The organism is Rhodococcus sp. JCM 9793 (assembly GCF_055380405.1).
The window spans coordinates 179,190-205,028 of record NZ_AP043721.1 but is presented as its reverse complement, the minus strand read 5'-3'; the positions used below and the strand labels follow the sequence as shown (position 1 = coordinate 205,028).

Sequence of the window (25,839 nt, the reverse complement as noted above, 5' to 3'; positions counted from 1 at the left end):
AACGGTGGCTGTGTTCTCTTGGTTCTTTTGCGTGTGGGTCAGACGATCAGATCCGGCCTGTTCCCGGGTATGGACTTCCGGAACAGATCGATGCTCGCGGGCGGAATGAACTGCGGCCGACGCTCTTCGGTCATCTCGACTTCCCACTCGGCGTGATGCATCAACCGGTGATGATGTCCGCAGGGCAGCACCAGATTGTCGAGGTCGGTATCACCACCATCGACCCAGTGGTCAATGTGGTGGGCATCCGCCCACGCCGGTGGGGTGGTGCACCCCGGGAAAGCACATCCGCCGTCTCGCACTGCGAGGGCGCGGCGTTGCGCGACCGTCGCGGAACGGTGCGTCCGGCCGTGCGCCAACGGCACGCCGTGTTCGTCGAGCAGGATCCGGGTGACCTGGCAGTCGCAGGCGAGCATCCGGGCGGTGTCGATCGACAACGGTCCGGCCCACGGTTCGGTGACGTAGCCCTGTTCCGGGGAGTTCGCGAAGAGTTCTTTGACGGCGGTGTTCTTGGTCAGATCCGTGATCGACGCGGTGACCGTCACGTGCGGTTTCACACCACCTTCGACGGGGACGAGCCCGGCGGCTTCGACGCACTGCAAGAGTTGCTCGAACGCATCGGCGGTGCGTTTGGAGGCCGGTCGGTCGTCGGTGATGCCGTTCGTTTCGGGCCTCGGTGCCGACAGTGGTGAGAGCAGGTGGCGCAGGCGGGCGCCGGTGACGGCATCGAAGTCGCCTGCGATCACCACACGCCCGCGCAGGGTGGTGGAGACGAACAGTTCGTTGCGTGTGGAATCCTCACCGGGTGGTGGTCCGTCGCCGGTGCCGTAGAGGTGTTCGAGTCGGCGGATCAGCGCTCGGACGGTGGCTTTGGTGGCGACGGTCTTGCTGGCGTGGTCGATGAGGATGGTGCGGGCTTTCTCGAAGTCGCAGGGGTTCATATTCCGTGGGTAGTGCTGGCAGAAGTACGCGATCTGGCGAGCTTTGTCTGCATCGAGCAGCCCCGAGCTGTATGCCTCACGCACTTCCGGTTCGAGTCGTAGTAGACGAGCCAGTGATTCGATGCGGTGGCATTCACCGAGTTCGAGGTTCGTTGCTGCGGCGAGCCAGTGGGCGGGGCTGCGGTAGCCGTGGTCTTTGACGGTGTCGCGTTCGAACATCGCGATCATCAGATCCACTCGCTGCACCTGCGACGCATGGATTTCGGCGGAGACGGCGAGTGCCTCGGCCATCAGTTGCTTGTCGTCGAGTTTCCAGAGTTCCCCACCCATGACCGAATTCTATAGAACTGACATTCGAATTTCAATAGTCCTTGGAACGCATATTCGATATGGGGGATGATGATCTCGGATCGAAGTCGAGGTGGTGGAACCTCCGACCGGCGCAGAATTCAGATCAGTGCGATTCTAATTGTGTTCCAACATAATTCAACGGCCAGTAACGTGAATCAACCGTTGACCGCATGTCCGAATCGCCTTACAGTTCGAGGCGCAATCCAGAGCGATCGAGAGACCTGGCTCAATGACGTCGCAGTACCCCCCGCATTCGGGTGCGGGTGCTACCGCCGGACGACACACCCCGCCGAGGAGATCGGCCCGCATCCATTCGAGAAGCGCTTGACCCGAAAGGCGGAGTCCGCGTGAAATTCCTGCTCCTGAGCCTGATCACCCACCAGCCGGACCCTGTGACCGGAGAATTGCTCAGCCCCTCCGACCGACTTCGTGAGGTCGTCGACACCGCAGTACTGGCCGAGCAACTCGGCTTCGAAGGATTCGCGGTTGGTGAGCGTCACGAGCATCCGTTCCTGTCGTCATCGCCTCCGGTGGTGTTGAGCAACATTGCGGCGCGGACATCGAACATCGAACTGTGGACCGGTGTAACGACACTGAGCCTGCTCGATCCGGTGCGCGCCTACGAAGACTATGCGACTCTCGACAATCTCTCCGGAGGTCGCTTGCAGCTGATAATCGGCAAGGGTAACGGCACAGCGCAGGCCGACCTGTTCCACGTCACGCCCGACGACCAGTGGGATCGTAACCGTGAAGGCTACGAACTCTTCCGGCTGTTGTGGGAGAACGAGCGGGTCACATGGGAAGGATCCTTCCGGCCCTCGCTCACCGACGCGGTCACGGTTCCTCGTCCGCTGCAACCACGTCTGACGATGTGGCATGGCAGCGCCACGAGCCGCGAATCCGTGGATGCAGCAGCACAATATGGCGATCCGGTGTTCTCGGCCAACGTCACCAACCCGATCGAGCCATACGCCGAACTGATCGAGTACTACCGCGACAGATGGGCGGCATACGGGCACGACCCCTCGGATGCACGGGTGGGAGCGGGCACGGCGGGACTGTACGTCGCGCCGACGTCACAGGAAGCAGTCGAGCGGTTCCGGCCGTTGTTCGAGCAGCGGCAGCAGTTCGCGCGGGGCTCGGGGCTGCCGGTGGTCTTCGAGAGTGTCGAGGACTTTGTCGAACGCAGTTCCGCGCTCGTCGGCGGCCCGCAGCAAGTGATCGACAAGGTGCTCCGCTATCACGAGCGTCTCGGACATGAAGTCATGCACGTGACAGCCGACCGAGGTGGGCTGACTGCAGCGGAGCAGCGCGCGAGCCTCGAGCTTTTCCAGGCGGAGGTGGCTCCCGTGTTGCGGAAGGAGATTCAACACCGCCGGCCCGTCGATCATCGATCTCGTTCGTCGCGTCGAGCGGGCCGGATTCGCGATCGCGACATTCGCCGACCCGGCAACTCGAGGTGACCACCCCATGATCACAGGTCGTCTCGACCCCGTGGAGGTCGTGGCATTCGCGGCCGCTTTCACCGAGACAATCGGATCGGTCCCCGCCGTGGGCGCGATCCATGCCGAGCCGTTCCACCTGGCGAATCAGCTTGCCAGCGCAGGTTTTGCGTCGCACGGTCGTGCAGGATGGGTCGCGGAGACCACCGATAGCCCGACTCGGGCAGGTACATACGGCGCTACTCAGGTGACCGACCCGGAAGCGCTTCACCGCGAAGCCGACGAGGTGACCGGTGCGGTGCGTTGCGCGGCCTGGAGTTCGAGCAGATCGAATCCGCCGCGGTCGGCCCGGCGGGCGGAGTAGCCGAATGCATCGTCGATGTCCCCGATCTCCCCGGACGTGAGTCCGTTCGGCTCCGCGAGCCCTGGAAACGCTGAAGAGTCGGGGGCGACGCCGGGCCAACCGCCCTCGGACGGAGAGATGCTGCCCTGCTCGGTATCCCAGGGGCGGTGGATCGATGCTTTGCGTCCCGCGTGAGTGAGCTGAATGCCGGCGCGGGTGCCGCGCTCGTGAACGAAGTCGACGATGCGAGACCATGCGCGAGTCTGCTCGTCGTTCCACAGCCCGGTGTCCTGCGGACTGATCCGCCCGCCCGGTGTGACGGCGGTGGCCTCGGCGACCACCGCACCGAACCCTAGGTGCGTGCCGCCGACTTCGGTGCGCTCGATTACCGAAGGTCACCTCGCGCAGTGCGAGGGGCTCGAACAGGATCTGGGCCGATGTGGCGGTGTCGAGTGTGGATTCGGTTCGAACGGTCATGAATCGGCCTCGCGGGGGGGGCGGATGCACAGTCGCGGATTCGGTGACGATAGTGGCTACTGCTGCAGCCTCATAAGACTTTCAATCACCGTGAGGGGAACGGTTCATCCGGGGGCCGGGAATGTCTAGCATCGACAACGACCATCCAGAGCGACCGAGAGACCTGGCTCGACGACGTCGCAGCAACCCCCCTACCTCGTGGGTGAGGGTGCTACCGCCGGGAACGATGGAGGACTGTTCATGACACACGAAGATGTCGTGGTGACGTGGTCGTGCCTGCATATCGACCTGTGCCGGCACAGTGCCGACATCTGTCGACGGTCGACCCGTCCAATTCTCATCCGGCCGCATCGCTTCGGTTCGATGCTGCCGCTGTCATGTAGAGATCGCTGTCATGTAGAGACCACGGAGTTCAGGTGTCCTTCTCGTTCATTCATGCATCCCGTCGTGTGATTCCGGTGGTGGGTGTCGCTGCGGTGCTGGTCGTCGGTTTGTCCGCGTGCGGATCCGAGTCGGCCGCCGCGCCGGGTGGTGGTACCCCGCAGGCCGGGGGCACGCTCAGGTACGGCCTGTCGCAGGCCCCCACGTGCGCAGATCCCGCGCAGGCCGGCAGCAACCAGACCATCTACGTCGCTCGTCAGGTTGTCGACTCACTCACAGATCAGGACCCCGAGACCGGTGAGATCACGCCGTGGCTCGCCGAGAGCTGGGACGTCAACGAGGACTCCACACAGTTCACCTTCCACCTGAAGGAAGGCGTGACCTTCAGCAACGGAACACCTTTCACCGCAGAATCGGTGCAGAGCAACTTCGATTCCATTGTGAACACTCTCGGCGGAGTCAAGGCTCCGCAGGCCACCGGATACCTCGCCGGTTACACCGGCACCACCGTGATCGACGAGCACACGGCCAGCGTCGATTTCTCGGCGCCCAACGCGCCGTTCCTCCAGGCCACCTCGACTCATCAACTCGGGTTTCTCTCCGCAGAGGACGTCGCGAAGAGCGCCGAGGAACGGTGTGCAGGCGAACTCTCCGGCACGGGACCGTTCACGTATGAGGACTACCAGCAGGACCGGTCGGCAACCCTGGTCAAGCGTGCCGGGTACGCCTGGGGATCGGACGTCTTCGCGCACGACGGTGAGGCGTACCTCGACCGCATCGAATTCACGATCGTTCCCGAATCCGGTGTTCGCACAGGCTCTCTTGCCTCCGATCAGCTCGACGCGGTCTCCGATGCCCTTCCGCAGGATGCCGCGCAGATCGAAGGGGTCGGTGGCCGCATTCTCACCACGCCGAACCCTGGCCTCCCGTTCGGGTTCCAGCCCAACGTGAGCCGCGGCGTACTCTCCGATCCCGCCGTCCGCAGTGCGCTGATCCCTGCGATCAACCGCACCGAGCTCGTCGACACGGTTCTCGGTCCCGACTTCGAGCCTGCGACGAGCGCCCTCGCCTCGGTGACACCCGGGTACGTCGCGGTGGACGAGGTCACGTACGACCCCGACGCTGCGACGAAGATCCTCGACGACGCCGGATGGGTGCCGGGCGACGACGGCATCCGCGTCAAAGACGGCCAGCGGTTGAGCTTCTCGGTGCTGTTCAGCTCGGTGTTCGCGGGGAACCAGGCGATTCTCGAACTCGTCCAGCAGCAACTGCGGGAGGTCGGTGTCGACCTGCAACTCGATCTTGTGTCGACACCCGAGACCACTGCCCGCCAGACTTCCGGAGACTACGACACCACCTACTACAACAGCACTCGAGCCGATGGCGACATTTTGCGCACAGCGTTCGGTACGGAGGGCCGGAACCTCAACCAGCGTGGTCCGATTCCGGAACTCGACGACGTACTCACGGCGCAGCTCACGACGACCGACCCGGCGGCACGGAACGGCTACATCGGGGAGGCTCAGCAACTCGTGATCGACAACGCCCTGTTCATTCCGACGGTGGAGTTGTCGCAGGCGATCGGTGCCGGACCGAAGGTACAAGACCTGTTGTTCGAAGCGTCGGCACGCCTGCAGTTCTTCGACACCTGGCTCAGCGAGTAGACATGATGAGCTACCTCGCTTCCCGCTTCCTCCAGGCCGTCGGCGTCCTGTGGGCCGCCTTCACCGTCTCGTTCGGCGTTCTGTTCCTCCTACCGTCCGATCCGGTGAGCATGGTGGCCGGCTCCGACAACGGAACACCGGTCGACGCTGCCGCAATCGAGCAGCTGCAGGCGCGCTACGGCCTGGATCAGCCGGTGTGGGTTCAGTACTGGAATGCTCTGAGCAATGCGGTCCGCGGTGATTTCGGAATCTCGATCTCCACCGGCAGGCCGGTGACGGAGGCGATCGCCGACGCGTTGCCGAGTACCTTTGCCCTCGCATCGTTCGCGCTGGTACTGGCGGTGGCCTTCGGTACCGTCGTCGCTTTTTTCGCCACGTACACGCGTATCGGCTGGTTGCGGAACGTCTTGTTCTCGTTGCCTCCATTGGGTGTCGCTGTGCCCACATTCTGGGTGGGACTTATTCTGCTCCAGTTGTTCTCGTTCCGGTTGAAGCTGTTCCCCGCGTTCGGTGAAGGCGGCATCGGACACCTGCTGCTCCCCGCGATCACACTGGCGCTCCCCACGGGCGCAGTCATCGCGCAGGTGCTTGCGGTGAGCCTGCAGACCACAGCGCGTCAGCCCTACATCGAGGCTGCCAGGGCGAAGGGTGCATCGAGGTGGCGCGTCCAGACGCGACACGCTCTGCGGTTGTCCAGTATCCCGGCCTTCACGATTGCCGGTGTGATCGTCGGCAATCTGATCGCAGGATCGGTTGTCGTGGAGACGGTCTTCTCCCGTGCAGGTCTCGGGCGCTTGACCCAGATGTCCGTTATGGCACAGGACATTCCGGTGGTGCTGGGCATCGTGGTGTTCGGTTCGGTCGTGTTCGTGATCGTCAACCTCGTTGTGGACCTGTGCTACCCACTGATCGATCCGCGGATCGTCGATGGAAGACGCGGTGCCGGCGGTGCCTCGGGGCGTGGCGAATCGGTACGTGCTCGGGCAGACACGGGCCCGGCGATCGACGAGGACACGAAAGTGGGTATCCATGTCTGACACACTGATTCGAGACCCGATTCGAGCCGGTTCCCAGGTCCGGGTAGCGAGACCAGCGAAACCCTTCGCCCTCCGTAGTGCGGTGAGAACGGTGCTTCGCAACTGGGTCGTGGTGATCTCCGCCGCCGTGCTGCTGATCGCTATCGGGTTCGCGGTGTTCCCGGCTTTCTTCGCGTCCGGCGACCCCCTGCAGGGCGTGCCCGCAGACAAACTGCAGGAGCCGAGTCTCGCGCACTGGTTCGGCACCGACAACATCGGCCGAGACGTCTACACCCGAGTCGTGCACGGCGCTGCACTGTCGTTGACTGCGACACTGGTTGCGGTGGGCATCGCCATCGTGATCGGCTCGCTCATCGGTCTGCTGTCCGGTGCAGCGGGGAGCCTCGTCGACGCGGTGTTCATGCGGATCGTCGATGTGCTGTTGTCCATCCCCGCTCTGCTGCTTTCCCTCGCCCTGGTCACCGCTCTCGGCTTCGGCACTCTCAACGTCGCGATCGCCGTGGGTATCGGGCTTGTCGCGAACTTCGCGCGCGTCATGCGTTCGGAGGTGCTGCGGGTGCGCCATACCTTGTACGTCGAAGCGGCCTTCGCCTCCGGTGTCCGCTGGCACACCGTGCTGTTCCGTCATGTGCTTCGCAACGCGTACGCTCCGGTGATCGCACTGGCAGCGGTGGAATTCGGGATGGCGGTCCTGGCCGTGTCGTCCCTGAGCTTCCTCGGGTTCGGTGCAGTTCCGCCCACCCCCGAATGGGGATCGCTGATCTCCGAGGGGCGCAACTATCTGGCCACAGCGTGGTGGATGACGACCTTGCCCGGTCTCGTCATCGTCGCCGTCGTTCTGGCTGCTCACCGCATCGGTCATGCCGTCGACGATCGGAGTGGCCGATGAGCACCCACACCGCACCGCTTCTCGAAGTCGACAACCTGCGGGTCGCCTATGGCAGCGACGACGATCCGGTCGTGGCAGTCGACGGTATCGGATTCACGGTCGCCCGTGGCGAAGTCGTCGCTGTGGTCGGAGAATCCGGTTCGGGCAAGTCGACGACCGCACACGCCATCATCGGTCTGCTCTCCGGTAGTGGACGCATGGTGGGCGGCACCGTCACGTTCGACGGACAACGCCTCGACGCACTGCCGGAACGCGCCTTGGAGAAGGTGCGAGGCGCGCGAATCGGCTTGGTCCCGCAGGATCCGACGACATCGCTCAACCCGGTGATCCGGATCGGCGACCAGATTGCGGAGACATTGCGTATCCACGGGCGTGCAGACCGCCGGGCCGCGAAGCTCGAGGCGCTGCGCATCCTCGACGAGGCCGGACTCGACAACCCGGAATTGCGAGCGAAGCAATACCCTCAGGCCCTGTCCGGGGGACAGCGTCAGCGGGTGCTCATGGGGATTGCCCTGGCCTGCGGCCCCGACCTCGTCATCGCCGACGAACCGACGAGTGCACTCGACGTCACCGTGCAGCGCCGCATCCTCGATCACCTCGAAGCGCGCATCGCCCAGACCGGTACCGCGGTGCTGCTCATCACCCACGATCTGGGTGTGGCGGCCGACCGCGCCGATCGCATCGTCGTCATGCAGAACGGTCGGGTGGTGGAGTCGGGTCCTGTGCTGGACGTGCTCGACAACCCGAGACACGAATACACGCGGGCGTTGCTTGCGGCAGCTCCGAGCCTCACGGCTACCGTACGGCCCGATCGCGTGTCTGCGGAGCCGCTGCTCACTGTGACCGATGTGTCGAAGACCTTCCGGATCGATCGACGAACCTCGCTCGACGCGGTGCGGACAGTCTCCTTCGAGGTTCCGCGGGGGCGTACGTTGTCGCTGGTCGGTGAATCGGGGTCGGGCAAATCCACCGTCGCGCGCATCGCGATCCGGCTCGAAACACCCACCTCGGGTCGGATCCGGTTCGACGGCAACGACATCACCGGGCTTCGGGGACGGGACCTGCGGGTACTGCGCAGGCGGGTGCAGATCGTGCACCAGAATCCGTACGCCTCGCTCAACCCGAAGCTGAAGATCCGCGACATCGTCGCCGAGCCGCTCGGTGCGTTCGGTATCGGGTCGAAGGCCGAGCGGGCGACGCGCGTCGCCGAGCTCCTCGATCAGGTCGCACTGTCGAGCGTGCATCTCGATCGCACACCGGCAGAACTGTCCGGTGGGCAACGACAGCGAGTGGCGATTGCACGTGCGATCGCACTGCATCCGGAGCTGCTGGTGCTCGACGAGCCCGTTTCGGCGCTCGATGTGTCCGTCCAAGCTCAGATCCTCGGTCTGCTCACCGACCTGCAGAACGAGCTCGGGCTCAGTTACCTGTTCATCTCCCACGACTTGGCGGTGGTCCGGCAGATCAGCGACACCGTAGCGGTGATGCGGTCCGGCGAGATTGTGGAATTCGGCACCACCACACAGATTTTCGACAACCCACAGCATGAGTACACCCGAGTGCTGCTCGATGCTATCCCCGGGAAGGTTCGGCATGTCCGATAGTTCACAGTTCTTGTTGGCCCTCGAGTTCGCGGGCACCGGTGCTCATCCGAGTTCCTGGCGCCGCGACGACTCCCGCGCCGAAGACCTCTTCGCCGCCCGCTACTGGGTAGACCTCGTCGGAAGTGCCGACCGTGCAGGCGTCGATCTCGCTTTCCTTCCGGACGACTTCGGCGTGGCGTCGACAGGACGCGAAGTACGCGGCCGCTTCGAAGCGGTCGGCATCGCGGCACGGCTGAGTGCCGCTACCTCGCGGATCGGTCTGGTTCCCACCGCGACCGTTACCCATACCGAGCCGTTCCATCTTGCCAAGGCGATCCAGACGATCGATCACACCACCGCGGGCCGAGCGGTATGGGAGGTCGCGGTGACCGAGAACTACGATGTTACAAAATTGTTCGGTCGCAAGGAGGCACAGCAGGACACCGCCTCGCTGTGGGCGGAGGCGCACGAGGCCGCCGAGGTTGCGAGTCGGCTGTGGGACAGCTGGGAGGACGACGCCGAGATCCGCGACGTAGCGACCGGCCGTTTCATCGACCGCGACAAGCTGCACTACATCGACTTCGCGGGCGAGTATTTCTCCGTCAAGGGCCCGTCCATCACCCCGAGGTCGCCGCAGGGGCAACCGCTCGTCGCAGTGACCGTCGACGGTGGGGAGTCCTTCGAATTCGCCGTGGCACGAGCAGATCTCGTGCGCATTCGCGCGAAGACGGTTGAGGAGGCCGCCGCGCTGGCCGCGCGTCTCCGCGATGCGGTAGGCAGTCGTCCGGTCCGGGTGCTGCTCGATGTGGATGTTCTCCTCGCCGCCGATGAGGACGCCGCAGTGGCAGCCCTCGCAGCGCTCGATGGTTGGACCGAGCGCACATACACCCCGGACACGGTGTTCTACCGTGGCGGCCCGGATGGGCTTCGCGAACTGATCGAGAGCCTGCAGGGTGTCGACGGCGTCACCCTCCGGCCCCTTGCGCTTGCATCGACCGTGCACCGGCTGGTCGACGACGTACTGCCCGCACTTCGCCCCACCGCGGCGCCGACGCCGGGAACACTGCGCGAACGCCTGGGCTTGGCCCTCCCCGCCAACCGCTATGCCACGTCGAACTGAAGGAACGATGACGTTGTCCGGAAACGAAATCCGCAAGCAGATCCATCTGGCCGCCCATTTCCCGGGGGTCAACAACACCACCGTCTGGGCCGACCCCTACTCCGAGAGTCAGGTCGATTTCTCGTCGTTCGTGCACCTCGCCGAGACGGCGGAGCGCGGTAAGTTCGACTTCTTCTTCCTGGCCGAGGGATTGCGCCTGCGTGAACACCGCGGCCGTATCCATGATCTCGACGTCGTCGGTCGTCCCGACACCCTCACGGTGCTCGAGGCCCTCGCCGGAGCCACCACCCACCTCGGTCTGGCGGGCACGATCAACACCACATTCAACGAACCGTACGAGCTGGCCAAACAGTTCGCGACGCTCGACCACCTCTCCGACGGCCGGGCGGCCTGGAACCTGGTGACCTCGTCGGACGCGTTCACCGGTGAGAACTTCCGACGCGGGGGATTCCTCGAGCATTCGCAGCGGTATGTGCGGGCAGGCGAGGTCGTCGACGTCGTCCGGCAACTCTGGGACAGCTGGCGCGCGGGAGCGCCCGTGCTGGACCGGCAGAAGGGAATCTTCGCTGCAGACAGCGATATTGCGCCGTTCGATATTCATACCACCCAATTCGACATCGCCGGTCGCTTCGAAGTGCCGAGGAGCCCGCAGGGGCACCCGGTGTTACTCCAGGCCGGCGACTCGGATGAGGGCCGGGAATTCGGAGCCGCGAAGGCGGACGCCATCTTCAGCAGGCACGGCACACTCGAGGAAGGGCGCGCCTTCTACACCGACGTGAAGAGCCGACTCGCGAAATACGGACGCGCCTACAACGACCTGAAGATTCTTCCCGCCGCGACGTTCGTGCTCGGCGACACTCGCGAGGAGGCCCACGAGAACGCGGGACGCATCCGCCTGCAGCAGGTCGGTCCTCGGACGGCGATCGCGTTCCTCGAACAGGTGTGGGGCAAGGACCTGTCTGCGTATGACCCCGACGGTCCACTACCGGACATCGAACCCGAGGACAACGTGAACATCACGCGCGGGCGGGTCCGGCACGCGAAGGATCCACTCGCCGTCGCGAAAGAATGGCGTGCGAAGGCGGAGGCGGAGAACCTCAGCATTCGTGAACTGATCATCGAGGTCACCGCCAGGCAGCAGTTCATCGGGACCCCCGCGGACGTTGCCGCCGAGATCGACGAGTACGTGCAGACCGACGCCAGCGACGGCTTCATCCTGGTTCCCCACCTGACCCCCGGTGGTCTCGACGAGTTCGTCGACAAGGTGGTGCCGCTGCTGCAGGAACGCGGCAGCTTCCGCACCGAATACGAGGGCACAACCCTGCGCAGCCATCTCGGGTTGCAGCACCCGCACAGCACGAGCGAAGGAGTCCGCGCATCATGACCACCACACTCGATCGTTTCATCGAGGAGTGGCAGCAGTGGCACTCCGAACGCGACGAGTCGTTACGGCAGCCGCTCGGCTGGTCGAGCCTGACCGCGCTGTACTGGCTCGACGACACCGCCGCCGACTACGGAGACGTCCCAGGTCTCTGGCGGGTCGACGGTGACGCAGTGGTTCGGGAACTCGGCGGTGAGACCACCGAATACCGTCCGGTGGAGGGAGCCCCCGGGGTCGACGTGGAGTTCGGTCGCGGACATATCGAGATCATCCAAAGGACAGGACGTTTCGCTATTCGGATCCACGACCGGACCGCGCCGGCACTCACGGCCTTCCCGGGGATTCCGACATACGAACCGGACCCCGCATGGGTGGTCACCGGGCAGTTCACGGCGTTCGACCCGCCGCGCACCGTCACCACGGGTGCCGTGGTGGACGGACTCGAACACCACCATCGTGCGCTCGGTCTGATCCGCTTCGTGCACGACGATGCCGAACACGAACTCGTTGCGTTCGGCGAGTCGGAGGCGTCCCTGCGCATCCTGTTCACGGACGCCACGAGTGGTGTCACGACGTATCCGGCCGCACGAATCCTGCAGGTCGGAGCGGTCGACGACGGCCTGGTCACTCTCGACTTCAACCGTGCCTCGAACCTTCCGTGCGCGTTCACCGATGCCGCAACCTGCCCGATCGCACCGTCGGAGAATCGCCTGGCGTTCGCTGTCGAAGCCGGTGAGCGCACTCCCCACGGAAGGGGAGCGGGCGCATGAGCGCGTCGAATCCGACTCCGCTGTCGGTCCTCGATCTGTCACCGGTCAGCGAGGGTTCGAACGTGGCCGCGGCGCTGCACAACACCCTGGACCTTGCACGTCGTGCCGAACGCTTCGGGTACAAGCGCTACTGGGTCGCGGAGCATCATTTCGTCGCCGTCGCGTCGTCGTCGCCTGCTGTCCTGATCGGAGCGATCGCCGCTGCCACCGACATGATTCGGGTCGGTGCTGCGGCGGTGCAGCTCGGTCACCACACCGCGATCGCCGTCGTCGAAGCGTTCGGCACTCTCGACGCGCTGTACCCGGGGAGGATCGACCTCGGGCTGGGACGATCCGGACAGCGGCGCGCCGAAGCGCTGAAAGCCGCCGCGTCGCAGGGAGACGAGCCGGCACCACGAGCTACGGAGATCCGAGACGGTCTCGTCATCCCCGCTCCGTTTCCGACGGCGAAGCTGCTCACGTCGTCGCGGCTGGCATCGAGCCTGGCGGTGTTGCAGCAACCGGGTGCCGACGCCCCGAACTTCGCGCACCAGGTCGAAGACATCCGTGCCCTCCTCGACGGCAACTACAAATCCGCGGATGGAACGGCTCTCCAGGCGAGCCCCGGTGAGGATGCTGATGTGGAATTGTGGGTATTCGGTTCGAGCGCTGGCCCATCCGCGGATCTCGCGGGACGATTCGGGCTGCCGTTCGGCGCGAACTACCATGTCAGCCCTGGTACGACAGTAGAGGCCGTCGAGGCTTACCGTGCGGCGTTCCGTCCGTCTCGGATTTTGGCGGAGCCGTACGTCGTCGTGTCCGCGGATGCGGTTGTGGCCGACGACGACGCGACCGCACAGGAACTCGCATCGACCTACGGTCATTGGACGCACAGCATCCGGTCCGGACACGGCGCCATTCCGTATCCAGATCCGACGACGACGCCACCGCTGACCGACACCGAACGCGAGCTTGTCGACGATCGGCTGATCACCCAGTTCGTCGGGTCCCCGAGCACTGTCGCGGAATGCCTCGAGACGTTGCGACGAGTGACCGGCGCCGATGAACTGGTGATCACCTCGGTGACGCACAAGCACGACGATCGGATCCGTTCGTACGAACTGCTGGCACGCGAGTGGGGGATCGTCACGCCGCAGTAGCTATCCGATCGAGGTCGTCGCAGAGACCGATCCGTCCCCGGACCGCAGTCGCACCGGGATACCGGCAGGATCCTGCGGCACCTCGACGGTGCTCGCGCCCGTTGCGGACACGGCGTCGACCGAGTAACTACCCGGACCCACGACCAACGCGACGTCACCGTAGCGGGAATTCAGGTCGACGGCGGCACGGGTATCGGTCACCGTCAGGCCGCCGAACTTCGAATTTCCCTGGACCACAGTGCCGTACGGTACGGAGATCTCGTAGCGGGCGACGCAGGTGGGGCTGCCCACGGCGAACCTGTCGGGGCAACGCGCGCTGATCGTCAGACCGGATGCGTCGGTGTCGATGCTCTCCTCGGGCTTGTCGCCGTCGGTGAACTCCAAGGTGCGCCGGATCTCGATGTCGTCGCGATCGGCGCCGATCACCTGTGCGCTCAGCGACGCGGTGGTGACACCGAGTTGTTTCGCACCCGCATCATCGAGATCGAGTGTGACGGAGGTGATCGCGCCGCTGTAGTTGTCGCTCTGCTGTTCCTGGCTCGTGGAGCCGGCGGTGCATCCGGTGAGTACAAGAGTCGAGAGTGTCAGTGCCGCAACACCGGCAGAGAAAAGGGATTTCCGAGGCAGGATTTCAACGACGGGCATGACGAATCTCCAGTACGAGTAGGGATGCGGCGATCAACACAGCACTGATGCCGAGGGAGAACAGGGGAGACGGGCCACTGAGCGACCCGTCGGTGCGGAGCACGCCCATGACGTCGACGGCCGCGACCCCGTTGAGAACGGCGTACCAGATCACCAGGTAGACCGCCTGGAATACACGTGCGCCCCGTCCGATCGACCCGATCAGCAGCGCAAGGGCAGGGATCAACGCGGCACCCGCAACCCACGCGGTAACGCCGGTCAAGTCCAGTGCAAGGAGCATCTTCACCAACGGGCCCACACCGGCGACGGCCGCAATGAGCACCCCCGCACCCCACTCGGCGATAAGACGGCTGCGCGGCGAGACACCGCACTCCACAAGGGGGTCGACGCCCTGTTCGTAGGTGAGCGTGCCGAGACGCGACCACAGCAGCACCGGCAGCAACCACGCGAAGAGCAGTGCGGTGCCGACGCGATCAGCAGGAACCGCGAGGGCCGCGACCGTCACGATCGCGAGCGTGAGCCACCACCACCGCGACACACTTCCGAGATGGATACGCACTTCGCCGATCAACAGCCCGAGGAACGCGTGTCCACGCTCGGCCGGGGACAGTCCTCGTACGGTTCGTGAGAATGTCGGTGTAGCCGACGGTTCCGGTGTTGCCGAGGGCTGCTGTGTGGAAGTCTTCGAGAGGGAAGTCTGCAGCCGCGACGGATCGAACCGAGTGAACCAGAACGACGGTATGACGGCGACGAGCGTCGATGCCGCGATCAATCCCACACTCGCTGCAACGAGGGTCGGGCCGACGTCCATTCCCGACCACGTGAACTGCCCGAGCGCACCGGGTTCCGCGGTGAGCCCGATCGAGATCGCGTCGTCCATGCCGGGGTGCTGTGCGGCCAGGTCGGCCTGGAACCCCGCGGTGATCGTGCCGTAGATCAGCGGAATCCCAGCGAGGAACATCGAAGGATATATGAAGAACCACAGGATGTTTCCCGCACCACCACGCAGGAGCGGGATCGTCTCGAACACCACAGCGGCTGCTGCGGCCACGGTCAGGACCGGAAGACAGAACAGCACGATCGGAAGCCAGAGCGCCGTCATGTCGAGGCCCGTGGATTCCCCGCGGAGAAGCTGCATCACGGGTGCGATCAGGGCGAGTGCGGCAGCCATCGCTGCCAGCACCATCAGGTTGCTGAGGTACTTACCCAGCAGATACATCGGAGTACGCAGCGGGGATGCGGCAAGCGTTTCTCCTACGCCGGTTGAGATGTCGCGCGCGATGCTGCTGCGGACGACGTAGAACCCGAACAGTGGCAGCCACAGACTGCCGATCATCGCGAGCATCATGCCGATGTACGCGCTGTCGTACATTCCCCGGAACGACCCGACCTTGACCATCGCGTACGTGGCGGAGGCGGGCGGGATGGCAACATACCCGAGCGCGATGGCGCCGAGCGCCGTGACCAGGAACGCGGGACGCCGAGAACGGTCCCGGAAATCTGCTGCCGCGACGGCAGCAACGGCGCGTGTCATCGGGTCACCCCGGCAGGTGTGATCGGAGTATGGACCGCATTGACGTACGCGTCTTCGAGGTCGGGTTCGACAGGGCGAGCCCCTGGAACCGGAGGCGTGTGCGCGACCGCGCGAACACGCACGCCCCGTGATGTTCGGACGGTGCGGGTGATCGTCGCTCGCTGCCGGATGTCGGCGACGGCATCGACGGGGACGATCGCTTCCCAGACCAGGCCGTCTGCAGAACGGAGAAGTTCCTCGGGGGTGCCGCGCCGACGCAGTTCGCCGGCGGTGAGGATCGCGATGTCGTCGGCGATCGCTTCGATATCCGACACGATGTGGGTGGACAGGATGACGATCCGGTCGGACGCCAGATCCCCGAGCAGGTTGCGGAACCGCATGCGTTCTTCGGGGTCCAGCCCGACCGTCGGTTCGTCGACGACGAGAAGCTCAGGGTCGTTGAGAAGCGCCTGCGCGATCCCGACGCGCTGGCGCATGCCGCCGGAGAACTTGCCCACCGGCCGCGATCCCGTGTCGGTGAGGTTGACCAGTTCGAGCAGTTCGTCGACCCGCTCCTTGGCAGACCGCGTGCTCAGACCCTTGACTGCGGCGAGATACCGGAGGAACTCGCCGGCGCTGAGATTCGGATAGACACCGAAATCTTGTGGGAGGTAGCCGAGGACGCGTCGGAGCGGTTCAGGCCGAGCGACGATGTCGGTACCGTTCCACGTGACCGTCCCGGAAGTCGGCCGGGTGATCGTGGAGAGAATGCGCATCAGCGACGACTTGCCGGCTCCGTTGGGTCCGAGGAGGCCGAGAACTCCGGGTCCGATCCGCATGCTGACGTCGGTGACGGCCTGTCTACCTCGATAGGTCTTGGTGACGTTGTTCAGCTCCAGTTGCATGACTACAGCCGACCATTCCGCCGGTGGTGCGGTCACTGGGTCCACGCGGCGGATCGGAGGTGGTGCCAGCACCACCCTTCGGCTGCACCTCACCTCATCCCGAAACAGCGGCAGCGTCGATAGGCTCACCCGAGTGTCCTCTGCTGAACCGACCACGGTGCTCGCCGCGATCACACGACGACGCTTCCTGCTGACGGGGTGGTTGTGGCGCGCGCTCGGCTATCTGCTGACCACCGTCCCGGTGGCGTGTGCGGTGGCGCTGCCGTTCGCAGCGTTCTGCGTCCCGTGGTTGGTCCTGATCGTGTGGGCGGGCGACGGCATGTATCCGCAGCCGCTCGGCAGGGTGCTGTTCCTCGGTGTTCTCGGTGCGGTGCTCATATTCGGGCTCGGCCCGCTCGTGGCGATACCGCTGGCGACCTTGGAACGAACGCGGCTGCGTCTGGTGAGCAGCGATCGGGCGCTCTCGGCGCACCGCGCTCCTCCTGCCGCGGGCCTGTGGCCCTGGGTGCGCACCCGCTACACCGAGGCCGCGACATGGAGGGAACTCGGCTACGCCGTCCTGCTGCTCACTTTGGTTCCCGCGTTGTTGCTCCTGGCCGCGGTGATCGTCGGACTCATCGTGGTGATGGTGGTCAGCCCCCTGGTGGTGGGTGACGGTGACGAGGCGGTGGCGCTCGGCTTCAGTCAGATCACCTCGGTCGATCAGGCCCTTCCCTACGCGATCGCAGGTCTGCTTCTGCTTCCGACGATCCCGTATGTGATTGCTCTGAGTGCGGGTCTGCACGGTGCACTCGCCCGGTCGTTACTGTGCGGCGACGACCCTGACGCGCTTCGCGCTCGACTTGTCGAGGTGTCCCGGTCTCGGGCCCGGCTGGTCGATGCTTTCGAGGCGGAACGCCGCAGGATCGAGCGCGACCTGCACGACGGCGCGCAGTCGTTGCTCGTCAATCTCACTCTGCAGTTGGGCATGGCCAAACTCGACCTCCCACCGGATTCCGCCGCCGCGAAAAGCGTGTCGCAGGCGCATGACCAGGCCAAGGACCTGATGGCGGAACTGCGGCAACTCATTCGGGGAATCCACCCCAGGGTGCTCACCGACCGCGGTCTACCCGACGCCCTACGTGAGCTGACCGAGAACTTCGCGATCCCGGTCTCCGTCACCGCGGAGATCTCGCCGCGCCCGTCGCCGGACGTCGAGGTCGCAGCCTTTTTCGTGGTGGTCGAAGCACTCAACAACATCGCCAAACACGCGGGTGCGACGGAAGTCGACGTGACCGCCCGGCGGGCCGGGGATCTGCTGGTCGTCGAGGTCGTGGACGACGGCTGCGGCGGTGCAGATCCGGAACAGGGGAGCGGTCTGACGGGCCTGGCCGACCGGGTCGCTGCAGTCGACGGCAGAATGCTGCTGTCCAGCCCGCCCGGCGGGCCCACCGTCGTCCGAGTGGAGTTGCCGTGGATCGAGAACTGACTGCCGTGCGAGTGGTCCTCGCCGAGGACGGCGCACTGCTGCGCGAAAGTCTTGCCGCGATGCTCGAGCGATTCGGGTTCGAGATCGTGGCGTCGGTCCCCGATGCCGTGGCATTGGAATCGGCTGTCGCCGAGCACCGTCCGGACCTGGTCGTGACCGATGTGCGGATGCCACCGGGGTTCACCGACGAGGGGTTGCGCGCGGCAGTGGAATTGCGGCGAACCTACCCGGAGCTCGCCGTGGTCGCGCTGAGCCAGTACGTCGAATTGAGTTACGCCGACGAACTTCTGGGGGCAGACGGCGGGCGCGTCGGTTATCTGCTCAAGGATCGCGTGGTCGATGTCGAGGAGTTCGTCTCCACGCTGCGCCAGGTGGTTGCCGGTGGCACGGTGATCGACCCCATGGTCGTCCAGCAATTGTTCCGGCGCCGGCGGGATCCGTTGGCACAGTTATCGCCGCGAGAGCGTGAGGTGCTCGCCTTGATCGCTGAGGGACATTCGAACGCGGCTATCGCCGCCCAGTTGTTCATCACGGAGTCGGCCGTGGGTAAGCACGTCGGCAACATCTTCAACAAACTGGTGCTGCCGCCCACCGACGACACGAATCGTCGTGTGCTCGCTGTGCTCGCGTATCTGCGTCGGAATGAGCTCGACTGAGCGCCTTTTACGCCCGAATCGTCCGAGATGGGAAGAATTCGCACGGTGTGCGGCGCCGACTACTAGGGTCGCTTCCAGTTGACTTGACCCGGACATGCCGGACGGGTTGAGATCGAACTCCGGTCGTCGGGGGACGAGGAGCTGTATGCACAAGAGGTCGATCGCCGCCTTTGCCGTGGCGCTGTTGTTACCACTGTCCGGCCCTGCGGTCGGACACGCTCAGCCATCGCCACAGGCTGCGGTGATCGATCGCGCCGAGAGCATCACCGACACTCGCACGGCGCTGTTCGTCTTCTCGCCTTCGATGGGGAAGGTCATCCAGGTCCAGGTGTTGCACCCGGCGTGGGACGGACCGCGCCCGACGCTGTATCTCCTCGATGGTGTCGGCGCGGGTGAAGAGAGCGAGTACCGCGAGAGCACCTGGACGAAGGAGACCGACATCGTCGACTTCGTTGCGGACAAGAACGTGAATGTGGTGCTTCCCGTGGGTGGGACGGGCAGCTACTACACCGATTGGCAGCAACCGGACCCGGTCCTCGGGGTCAATCGGTGGGAAACGTTCCTCACCGAAGAACTCCCTCCGATCATCGACGCGCGGTTCAACGGCAACGGAACCAACGCGGTTGCCGGGCTGTCGATGGGTGCGACCGCAGCGATGATGCTGATCACCCGCAATCCGGATCTGTACGAGGGCGTCGCGGCATTGAGTGGCTGCCTCGACACACAGCAGGACTCGACCCGTAACTCGGTGCGCGCCACGGTCGTCTACAAGGGTGGCAACCCGAACAACATGTGGGGTCCACCGGACGATCCGGACTGGGCTGCGCACGACCCGTACGTACACGCCGATCAGTTGCGCGGCAAGGAAGTGTTCATCAGTACCGGCAACGGGCTGCTGGGGCCACACGACTTCGCGGTGGCCAACGAGCCGATGTCGACGGGCGTCCCTCTCGAGATGGGTGCGTTCATCTGCACCCTCACCTTCGACCGCAGACTCCGCGAGCTGCAGATTCCTGCGTCCGTCGTGTACCGCCCGTGGGGCACTCACTCGTGGGGGTACTGGGAAGACGACATCAAGACTGCATGGCCCACGTTGGAGGATGCGCTCGGGCTCTGACAGTCGAAGCGTCGGCGGATCTCAGTGCACATGTATGCGGTCTCGATCCGGAGGCAGACACGGCGTCGGGTGCGACAGGAATGTGGTCAGGGATGCGAGTTCCTCGCCTGCCCCGACACGTGACCGGGCCTCGGCGAACACGGAGAATCCGTCGCTGCCACCAGCGAGATAGTCGTTGACGACCACGGAATAGGTGGCTTCGGGGTCCAGCGGCGCATCCGAGACAGTGATGTCGCGGATGCGCTGCCCGGCCGGTGCAAGCCGGTCGAGGGTGTAGTGCAGGTTGTGAGACGGCGCCAGGATCCGTTCGTGGGCGGCTCCGGCGGCGTCCGTCTGGAACTGCTGTTCGAGCACAGCTGTGAGCTGAGCACCGGTCAGTTCGAGGATCTGGAGGAGATTTCCGAACGGCTGTACTCCGTAGGCCTCGCCGTAGGTGACGACACCGCTGTTGTCGAAGTGCAGGTCGCCGCGGAGCCCACCCGGATTGGTCAAGGCGATCTGCGCTCCGAGCGGTGCGGTCGCGGCGAGTTGGGCGTCGGCGACGAGATTTCCGAGCGACGATTCGCCGCTGGGGGACTGGTCACGCGTGATGTCGGCTGCGATGCGCCCGACCTCCTGCGCGGCCGTGTCGGAGGACTTGTCGGCGACCCGGGCCACGAATTCCTCGGTGCGCGGATCCGGGGTGATGTCGTGGGTTATCACCTGGTTGAACGCGACAGTCCGGTCGCGCACGACGTCGCGGGTCGCCCGGTCGATCGTGAGATCGGCGACAGAGAGGATCCGCCCGTGCGAGGCGCCCTGCAGGACCGTGCGCTGTCTTCCTGCAGGGTCGGGGTAGCTGCAGTTGAACTGCCCGTCACCGTCGGACGTGACGATGAGATCGACGTGGGGGGAGACGGTGGTGGTGACCTCCTTGGCACGACCGTTGTCGAGGCTGCACGGATCGGCCTCGCTCCCGGCGGCGATATCACCCTTGTACAGCAGGATGATGGAACGGATCCCGAGCGCGTCGAGTGTGTCGGCAGTGCGGTTCACTGCTTCGATCTCGTCGCCGAAGTTCAGGTTCTCGATTGCGTCGCCGCGAATGTATTCGGGGGTGTTGCGGGGCAGGACCCCGATCGCGCCGACGGGGATTCCTTCGACGTAGCTGATGTCGAAGGGCAGTGCTGCAGGCGAGCCGTCGGTGTTCGTGACGTTGGCTCCGAGGAAGGGGAACTTCGCGCCTTCGTACGACTCGGTGAACCGACAGCCGTCTTCGGGGTGACATCCGCCGTCGCGCAGTCGTTGCAGCTCCGCGAATCCGTTGTCGAACTCGTGGTTGCCGAGCGCGGCGGCCGTCACATCGAGATCGCCCAGGAACTCGATGGTCGGTTCGTCGTGGAACATCGCCGATTCGATCGGTGACGCCCCCCACGAATCGCCCACTGCGTACAGCACCGAATCATCGGCTTGACCGCGGAGTTGACGGACATATGCCGCGAGGTACGCGGCGCCACCGGCCGCAACGGACTGGCCATCCGAGCGGACCACCTCGCCGCGAGAATCTTGCGGCGGCAGAAGATTGCCGTGGAGGTCGCCGAAGGCGATCAGACGTAGCGGGACCGTGTCGGGAGGGAGCGCTCCGGCCTGCCCGACGGCGGTAGCAGTGACCACGGCGGCGACCGTCGCGACGATGGACAGGGCACGCCGCCCTACCGCGCGTCCGCCCATCCGTTCCTCCGTACTCGCCTGTCAGTGCAACCGGTCGAGTCTGACAGCGGCGAATAACGCGTCCGATACCCAGCGATAACGGTTGAGTCTCGCCAAGATCAGGCGATGCCCGCGATCTCGCGACCGGACCCTGTCGCGAAGGCCAGGACCAGGTCGTTCTCATCCGGATCGCCGATCGAGATGCGGGTGCCTTCTCCCGTGAAGTTGCGCAGGATCACACCCGCATCGACGGCGGCGGCAGCGAAGGCGGCCGAGTTCTCACCGAGCGGAAGCCACAGGAAGTTCGCTTCACTGGGCTGCACCGGGTAGCCGGCGTCCAGCAGCGCACTCCGCACGCGCTCGCGCTCGGCGACCACGGCGTCGGTACGGGCGAGCAGTTCGTCTGCAGCCTCGATCGAGGCGATCGCAGCCTTCTGCGCGAGCGAGTTCACGGAGAACGTGGTGTGCACCTTGCTCAACGCGACGATGATCTCCGGGTCGGCGACGGCATAGCCGACTCGCAGCCCGGCGAGTCCGTAGGCCTTGGAGAACGTACGGAGCACCACGACGTTGGGTCGACCGGCGGTGAGTACGAGACCGTCCGCGAGCTCGTTGTCGGGGGTGCTGCGCGCGTACTCGAAATAGGCTTCGTCGAGCGCGACGATGATGTGGTCGGGGACGGCATCGAGGAACTGCTCGAGTTCGTCCTTGCCGAGATACGAGCCCGTCGGGTTGTTGGGGTTGCACACGAAGATCAGCCGGGTGCGGTCGGTGATCGCCGCGAGCATGGACTTCAGGTCGTGTCCGTGTTCCGGAGTGTTCGGCACCGGTACGGCGGTGGCGCCCGCGACCGCACAGACCACGGGGTACGCCTCGAACGATCGCCACGAGTAGATGACCTCGTCACCAGCGTTGCACGCGATCTGCACAAGTTCTTGACACAGGCTCACCGATCCGCATCCCACTGCGATGCGATCGGCCGTCACGTCGAGGTGTGCCGACAGCGCCGCAATCAGCTCGGCAGAGCCGTTGTCGGGATACCGGTTGACGGTGGCTGCCGCCTCGAGGATCGCCTCGCGAACACTGGGGAGCGGACCGAAGGTCGTCTCGTTGCTGGCGAGTTTCACCGTGTTCGGAACAGTGCGTCCGGGGACATAGGCGGGTACCGATGCGAGGTCGGGGCGGATGCGGGGAGTCACCAGCCGATTATGCTCCTGACGTTTACGTGCGCGACTCGGATGGTCGTGTCATCGTGGACACCATGCCGGAAATCAGCAAGGCTGCTGCACCGTTGGCGGGGAATGCAGGCGAGTTGCCGCTCACCGTGGTACGTCCGGATGTGAGTCCCCGAGGGTGCATCGTGCTGCTGCATCGCGCGCGTGTGTTCTCTCCGACGCTCCTCGAGTTCATGCAGGCGCTGGCCGACGAACGTTGGTTGATCGTGGCACCGGACCTCCACAGTCGAGGTCCGGGTTCCGACGAGGCGGCCCTGTTCGCAGAGGCGGCCCGCGTCAATGCTGACGCCACCTTCGCGTGGATCACCGATGCCGGTATCCGGATGGACTTGGTCGGTCTCCTCGGCTTCGACGAGGCAGGGACCGCAGCGATGTGGGTCGGGACCACGCGTCCGGTCGGTGCGGTCGTCAGTGTCGCAGCGTCGGGCATCGTCGAGTCGTTGCGTCCCGTCGTCCCGCCACTCGTTGATCTGGTGAGGTCGCTGCGCGCGCCGTGGCTCGGCCTGTACGGCATCGACGACCCGAACACTCCCCGGCAGGACGTCGAGCAGTTGAGCGACTCCGCAGCCAAGGCGGATGCGCCGACCCTCGTCGTGAGCTACGACGGTCTCGAGCATCGTCCCGACGAGCCGCCGGCGACGCACTCGACCGTCGACCCTGACGAGGACCCGCGTGAGGCCGCGATCGTCGACGCGAGGCGCAGAATCTTCGATTGGTTCGACAGTAACCTGCGTTGACCAGGCGTTTTGCTTTTCTGTGGAGTGGTTGTGTAATGTTTTGCCCCGGCGGTTCGAGAGAATCGAAACCCCGCAAGGAGGCGTGCCAGAGCGGCCGAATGGGACTCACTGCTAATGAGTTGTCCCCCTTACAGGGGACCGGAGGTTCAAATCCTCTCGCCTCCGCCACGGTGATGTAGCGTCACCGAAGGTAGAAAACTGAATAGACATGCGCCCGTAGCTCAACGGATAGAGCATCTGACTACGGATCAGAAGGTTAGGGGTTCGAATCCCTTCGGGCGCACAGCGGAAACCCTCGTCACCAGCGGAAACAATGGTGACGGGGGTTTCTTCGTTCCTGTGTGATAGGGGTGTACTCGACACTTACTCGACAGATTGGTGCGGAACCGGCCCGCGGCGGGGGATCTTCACGTTGAAGGAAGCTGTTTCCATTAAGGGTCGCCTAACTTATATTGGGGCGATGGGTGAATCCATCACGCTCGGCGAAGTCCAGGAAACTCTGTTGATACCGCTGTACGGCCGGGCGCTCGACGCACGAAAGCGTCGCAGCATGCTCAGCGATACGAAGGCTGCCGAACTCGTCGAGGCCATCGACTACGACTTCGCCAAATTCCGCGGCCCCTCGTTGTCGGGGTCGGCGATGAGGGCGTCGATTTTCGACGGCTACGTGCGCAGCTTCCTGGCGGACCACCCCGACGGGACCGTCGTCGATCTCGGGTGCGGCTTGTCGACGCGGTTCCAGCGGGTCGACAACGGTCGCGTGCGCTGGTTCGATCTCGACGTTCCCGACACCATGGAGCTGCGGAAACGTTTCTTCGACGACGGTGAGCGATACACGATGATCACCGGGTCCATCCACGAGACGGACTGGTTCGATCGGGTACGCGAGCGTGGAGCTCCGGTGTTTCTGCTCAGCGAGGCGGTCCTCCTGTACTTCCCGGCGGAACAGGTGCATGCGACTCTCGCCCGGCTCGCGTCGTCGTTCCCGTCCGCGGGTCTGGCATTCGATACCGGTGGCCGGAGCATGATGAACAGTCAGGATCGCAATCCGGTGTTCAAGGCGCTTCCCGCCCGGATGCAATGGACCTGCGACGAGCCGCGGAGCCTCGAACCGCTGGGGTTGACCCTGCTCGAATCCCGTACGTTCGGCTCGCCGCAAGCCGACGTGGCACGGTCGTGGCCCGTGCGGTTCCGGTTCGGGATGAAAGCGGTCCGGTATCTGGTGCCGCCGGTGGCCGGCTACAGGATCAACCTGTTCGAGACGGCGGCACCGGCGTCGTGATCACTCGGCGAGTGCGGAGATGACCTTGTCGTGGAAGTCCTCGATGGATGCGCGGTAGTGCTCCGCTGTCCCGCGTAGATGGTCCTGGTCTCCAGAGTGTGTTCGCTCCCAGTTGGCCCACGGCGACACCATGACGCCCGTGATGCCGATCTTCTCGGCCTGTTTGTACAGCTCGAGCGACGGGGTATCGCGCAGTCCCATGATGAACTCGAACGGTTCGTTCTCACGGCCGTACTCACGGCGGAGAGCGTTGATGCGGGTGATCCACTGTTCGGCGTCGTCGAGTGTGTAGGCCGTGCCGACCCAGCCGTCGCAGTAGCGCGCGGCGCGCCGCAGCGCGGCCTTCGATTCGCCGCCGCACAGGATCGGGACCGGCTCGGGCGGATGGGGCTCGATCATCATCTCGGGAATGTCGTAGTACTCGCCCTTCCATGACACCCAACCGCCCTTCCAGAGTTCACGCAGGGCCTGGATCATCTCGTTGAGTCGAGGGCCGCGGTTGTCGAAGTCCTGGCCGAGGAGTTCGAATTCTTCGCGCATCCATCCCGCGGACAGCCCGATCGAGACGCGTCCGCCGGCGATCGTCGCAGCGGTGCCGACCTGCTTGGCGACCTCGATGATGGGGCGTGAGGGTGCGATGTAGACGTTGTTCCCGAAGTGCAGGTTCTCGGTGACTGCAGCCATGGCGCCGACCAACACCCACGCATCCGGCCATTCGGTGTCGGCGGGCCAGAACATCTTGCCGCTCTCGTGGCCCGGATAGATCGTCTTCATTTCCTTGGGGAAGACAAGGTGGTCGGAGATCAGCATGCCGTAGAACCCTGCTTCGTCGAGCATTCGTGCGACCGCCGGCATCTCCGCGGTCTTCATGAACGCTGTGCCGCTCCAGAACTTCATGTATTCGGCTCCCGTGTCGTATGTGCTCACCTGGCAAGATGTGAAATCTTCGTGACGAGAGTCAATATAGATGGTTTCGAGAATGCTGTTCTGGGAGCGCTGTGGATGCTCAGGTGTCGACGGTGGTTACGTGAACGCGGGGTCGCAAACACCCGGACGGTCGTATCTTCTTCAGCA

General features: G+C 64.7%; 23 protein-coding genes, 2 tRNA genes and 1 riboswitch. Of the genes, 17 read left to right on the top strand and 8 right to left on the bottom strand.

Features of this window, described 5'->3' with window-relative positions; translation table 11 throughout:
• Positions 1-38 precede the first annotated feature (38 nt).
• Entirely contained in the window at positions 39-1,271 is a 1,233-nt protein-coding gene (locus ACZ46K_RS03085; protein WP_464746598.1) for an HNH endonuclease signature motif containing protein, read from the bottom strand.
• A 368-nt stretch (positions 1,272-1,639) separates the two neighbouring features.
• On the opposite strand from ACZ46K_RS03085, the gene ACZ46K_RS03080 reads away from it, so the two are divergent.
• Positions 1,640-2,755, top strand: a complete 1,116-nt coding sequence (locus ACZ46K_RS03080) for an LLM class flavin-dependent oxidoreductase (RefSeq protein ID WP_464746596.1) — start codon at positions 1,640-1,642, stop codon at positions 2,753-2,755.
• Positions 2,679-3,098: an LLM class flavin-dependent oxidoreductase gene (locus tag ACZ46K_RS03075; protein WP_464749222.1), complete on the top strand. Its 420-nt coding sequence runs from the start codon at positions 2,679-2,681 to the stop codon at positions 3,096-3,098. Before ACZ46K_RS03080 ends, ACZ46K_RS03075 begins: the two co-directional genes overlap by 77 nt.
• Here ACZ46K_RS03075 and ACZ46K_RS03070 read toward each other — a convergent pair.
• Complete coding sequence (locus ACZ46K_RS03070) at positions 3,002-3,418, bottom strand: oxidoreductase (RefSeq protein ID WP_464746594.1); 417 nt, start codon at positions 3,416-3,418, stop codon at positions 3,002-3,004. The genes ACZ46K_RS03075 and ACZ46K_RS03070 overlap by 97 nt on opposite strands.
• Before the next feature lie 274 nt (positions 3,419-3,692).
• A riboswitch (SAM riboswitch) is annotated at positions 3,693-3,787 on the top strand.
• A 183-nt stretch (positions 3,788-3,970) separates the two neighbouring features.
• Between ACZ46K_RS03070 and ACZ46K_RS03065 the strand changes: the two genes are divergently transcribed.
• Genes ACZ46K_RS03065 through ACZ46K_RS03030 form a run of 8 tightly spaced genes read left to right on the top strand, consistent with a single transcriptional unit; the run spans position 3,971 to position 13,518 of the window.
• Positions 3,971-5,599, top strand: coding sequence for an ABC transporter substrate-binding protein (locus tag ACZ46K_RS03065; RefSeq protein WP_054805319.1), 1,629 nt, complete (start codon positions 3,971-3,973; stop codon positions 5,597-5,599).
• Positions 5,600-5,601: 2 nt separating this feature from the next.
• Positions 5,602-6,636 (top strand): ABC transporter permease subunit, encoded by a 1,035-nt coding sequence (locus ACZ46K_RS03060; RefSeq protein WP_054805320.1) that lies wholly within the window; start codon positions 5,602-5,604, stop codon positions 6,634-6,636.
• Complete coding sequence (locus ACZ46K_RS03055) at positions 6,629-7,525, top strand: ABC transporter permease subunit (protein WP_054809713.1); 897 nt, start codon at positions 6,629-6,631, stop codon at positions 7,523-7,525. The genes ACZ46K_RS03060 and ACZ46K_RS03055 overlap by 8 nt, the downstream gene beginning before the upstream one ends.
• Positions 7,522-9,129 (top strand): dipeptide ABC transporter ATP-binding protein, encoded by a 1,608-nt coding sequence (locus ACZ46K_RS03050; RefSeq protein ID WP_054805321.1) that lies wholly within the window; start codon positions 7,522-7,524, stop codon positions 9,127-9,129. Before ACZ46K_RS03055 ends, ACZ46K_RS03050 begins: the two co-directional genes overlap by 4 nt.
• Positions 9,119-10,228 (top strand): LLM class flavin-dependent oxidoreductase, encoded by a 1,110-nt coding sequence (locus ACZ46K_RS03045; RefSeq protein ID WP_464746592.1) that lies wholly within the window; start codon positions 9,119-9,121, stop codon positions 10,226-10,228. Before ACZ46K_RS03050 ends, ACZ46K_RS03045 begins: the two co-directional genes overlap by 11 nt.
• 7 nt (positions 10,229-10,235) lie before the next feature.
• On the top strand, positions 10,236-11,612 hold the full coding sequence (locus ACZ46K_RS03040) for an NtaA/DmoA family FMN-dependent monooxygenase (RefSeq protein WP_464746590.1): 1,377 nt from the start codon (positions 10,236-10,238) through the stop codon (positions 11,610-11,612).
• Positions 11,609-12,379, top strand: coding sequence for a DUF1684 domain-containing protein (locus ACZ46K_RS03035; RefSeq protein WP_054805322.1), 771 nt, complete (start codon positions 11,609-11,611; stop codon positions 12,377-12,379). Before ACZ46K_RS03040 ends, ACZ46K_RS03035 begins: the two co-directional genes overlap by 4 nt.
• The gene (locus ACZ46K_RS03030) at positions 12,376-13,518 is read left to right on the top strand and encodes an LLM class flavin-dependent oxidoreductase (protein ID WP_464746588.1); all 1,143 of its coding nucleotides are present in this window, start codon (positions 12,376-12,378) and stop codon (positions 13,516-13,518) included. The genes ACZ46K_RS03035 and ACZ46K_RS03030 overlap by 4 nt, the downstream gene beginning before the upstream one ends.
• Here the strand turns inward: ACZ46K_RS03030 and ACZ46K_RS03025 are convergent, their stop codons facing one another.
• Genes ACZ46K_RS03025 through ACZ46K_RS03015 form a run of 3 tightly spaced genes read right to left on the bottom strand, consistent with a single transcriptional unit; the run spans position 13,519 to position 16,581 of the window.
• On the bottom strand, positions 13,519-14,163 hold the full coding sequence (locus tag ACZ46K_RS03025; RefSeq protein ID WP_054805323.1) for a hypothetical protein: 645 nt from the start codon (positions 14,161-14,163) through the stop codon (positions 13,519-13,521).
• The gene (locus tag ACZ46K_RS03020; protein WP_464746586.1) at positions 14,150-15,697 is read right to left on the bottom strand and encodes a hypothetical protein; all 1,548 of its coding nucleotides are present in this window, start codon (positions 15,695-15,697) and stop codon (positions 14,150-14,152) included. The genes ACZ46K_RS03025 and ACZ46K_RS03020 overlap by 14 nt, the downstream gene beginning before the upstream one ends.
• A complete protein-coding gene (locus ACZ46K_RS03015; protein WP_054805326.1) occupies positions 15,694-16,581 on the bottom strand; it encodes an ABC transporter ATP-binding protein in 888 nt (295 codons plus the stop codon). Before ACZ46K_RS03015 ends, ACZ46K_RS03020 begins: the two co-directional genes overlap by 4 nt.
• Before the next feature lie 133 nt (positions 16,582-16,714).
• On the opposite strand from ACZ46K_RS03015, the gene ACZ46K_RS03010 reads away from it, so the two are divergent.
• The 3 genes from ACZ46K_RS03010 (at position 16,715) to ACZ46K_RS03000 (ending at position 19,822) form a co-directional block, all read left to right on the top strand.
• Entirely contained in the window at positions 16,715-18,049 is a 1,335-nt protein-coding gene (locus ACZ46K_RS03010; RefSeq protein WP_464746584.1) for a sensor histidine kinase, read from the top strand.
• Positions 18,034-18,705: a response regulator gene (locus tag ACZ46K_RS03005; protein ID WP_464746582.1), complete on the top strand. Its 672-nt coding sequence runs from the start codon at positions 18,034-18,036 to the stop codon at positions 18,703-18,705. Before ACZ46K_RS03010 ends, ACZ46K_RS03005 begins: the two co-directional genes overlap by 16 nt.
• A 145-nt stretch (positions 18,706-18,850) precedes the next feature.
• Positions 18,851-19,822: an alpha/beta hydrolase gene (locus ACZ46K_RS03000; protein ID WP_054809715.1), complete on the top strand. Its 972-nt coding sequence runs from the start codon at positions 18,851-18,853 to the stop codon at positions 19,820-19,822.
• A 21-nt stretch (positions 19,823-19,843) separates the two neighbouring features.
• Here the strand turns inward: ACZ46K_RS03000 and ACZ46K_RS02995 are convergent, their stop codons facing one another.
• A complete protein-coding gene (locus ACZ46K_RS02995) occupies positions 19,844-21,532 on the bottom strand; it encodes a bifunctional metallophosphatase/5'-nucleotidase (RefSeq protein ID WP_054809716.1) in 1,689 nt (562 codons plus the stop codon).
• 98 nt (positions 21,533-21,630) lie between these two features.
• Entirely contained in the window at positions 21,631-22,710 is a 1,080-nt protein-coding gene (gene hisC / locus ACZ46K_RS02990) for a histidinol-phosphate transaminase (RefSeq protein ID WP_054809717.1), read from the bottom strand.
• Between the two features lie 62 nt (positions 22,711-22,772).
• Between hisC and ACZ46K_RS02985 the strand changes: the two genes are divergently transcribed.
• From ACZ46K_RS02985 to ACZ46K_RS02970, 4 genes are all read left to right on the top strand, one after another.
• A complete protein-coding gene (locus ACZ46K_RS02985) occupies positions 22,773-23,483 on the top strand; it encodes a dienelactone hydrolase family protein (RefSeq protein WP_054805332.1) in 711 nt (236 codons plus the stop codon).
• Positions 23,484-23,559: 76 nt separating this feature from the next.
• A tRNA-Ser gene (locus tag ACZ46K_RS02980) sits at positions 23,560-23,651 on the top strand.
• A gap of 42 nt (positions 23,652-23,693) precedes the next feature.
• Positions 23,694-23,766 (top strand) — tRNA-Arg (locus tag ACZ46K_RS02975).
• 177 nt (positions 23,767-23,943) lie between these two features.
• Positions 23,944-24,765 (top strand): class I SAM-dependent methyltransferase, encoded by an 822-nt coding sequence (locus tag ACZ46K_RS02970; RefSeq protein WP_054805327.1) that lies wholly within the window; start codon positions 23,944-23,946, stop codon positions 24,763-24,765.
• Here ACZ46K_RS02970 and ACZ46K_RS02965 read toward each other — a convergent pair whose 3' ends face one another.
• A complete protein-coding gene (locus ACZ46K_RS02965; RefSeq protein ID WP_054805333.1) occupies positions 24,766-25,662 on the bottom strand; it encodes a TIGR03619 family F420-dependent LLM class oxidoreductase in 897 nt (298 codons plus the stop codon).
• Between the last annotated feature and the right edge of the window lie 177 nt (positions 25,663-25,839).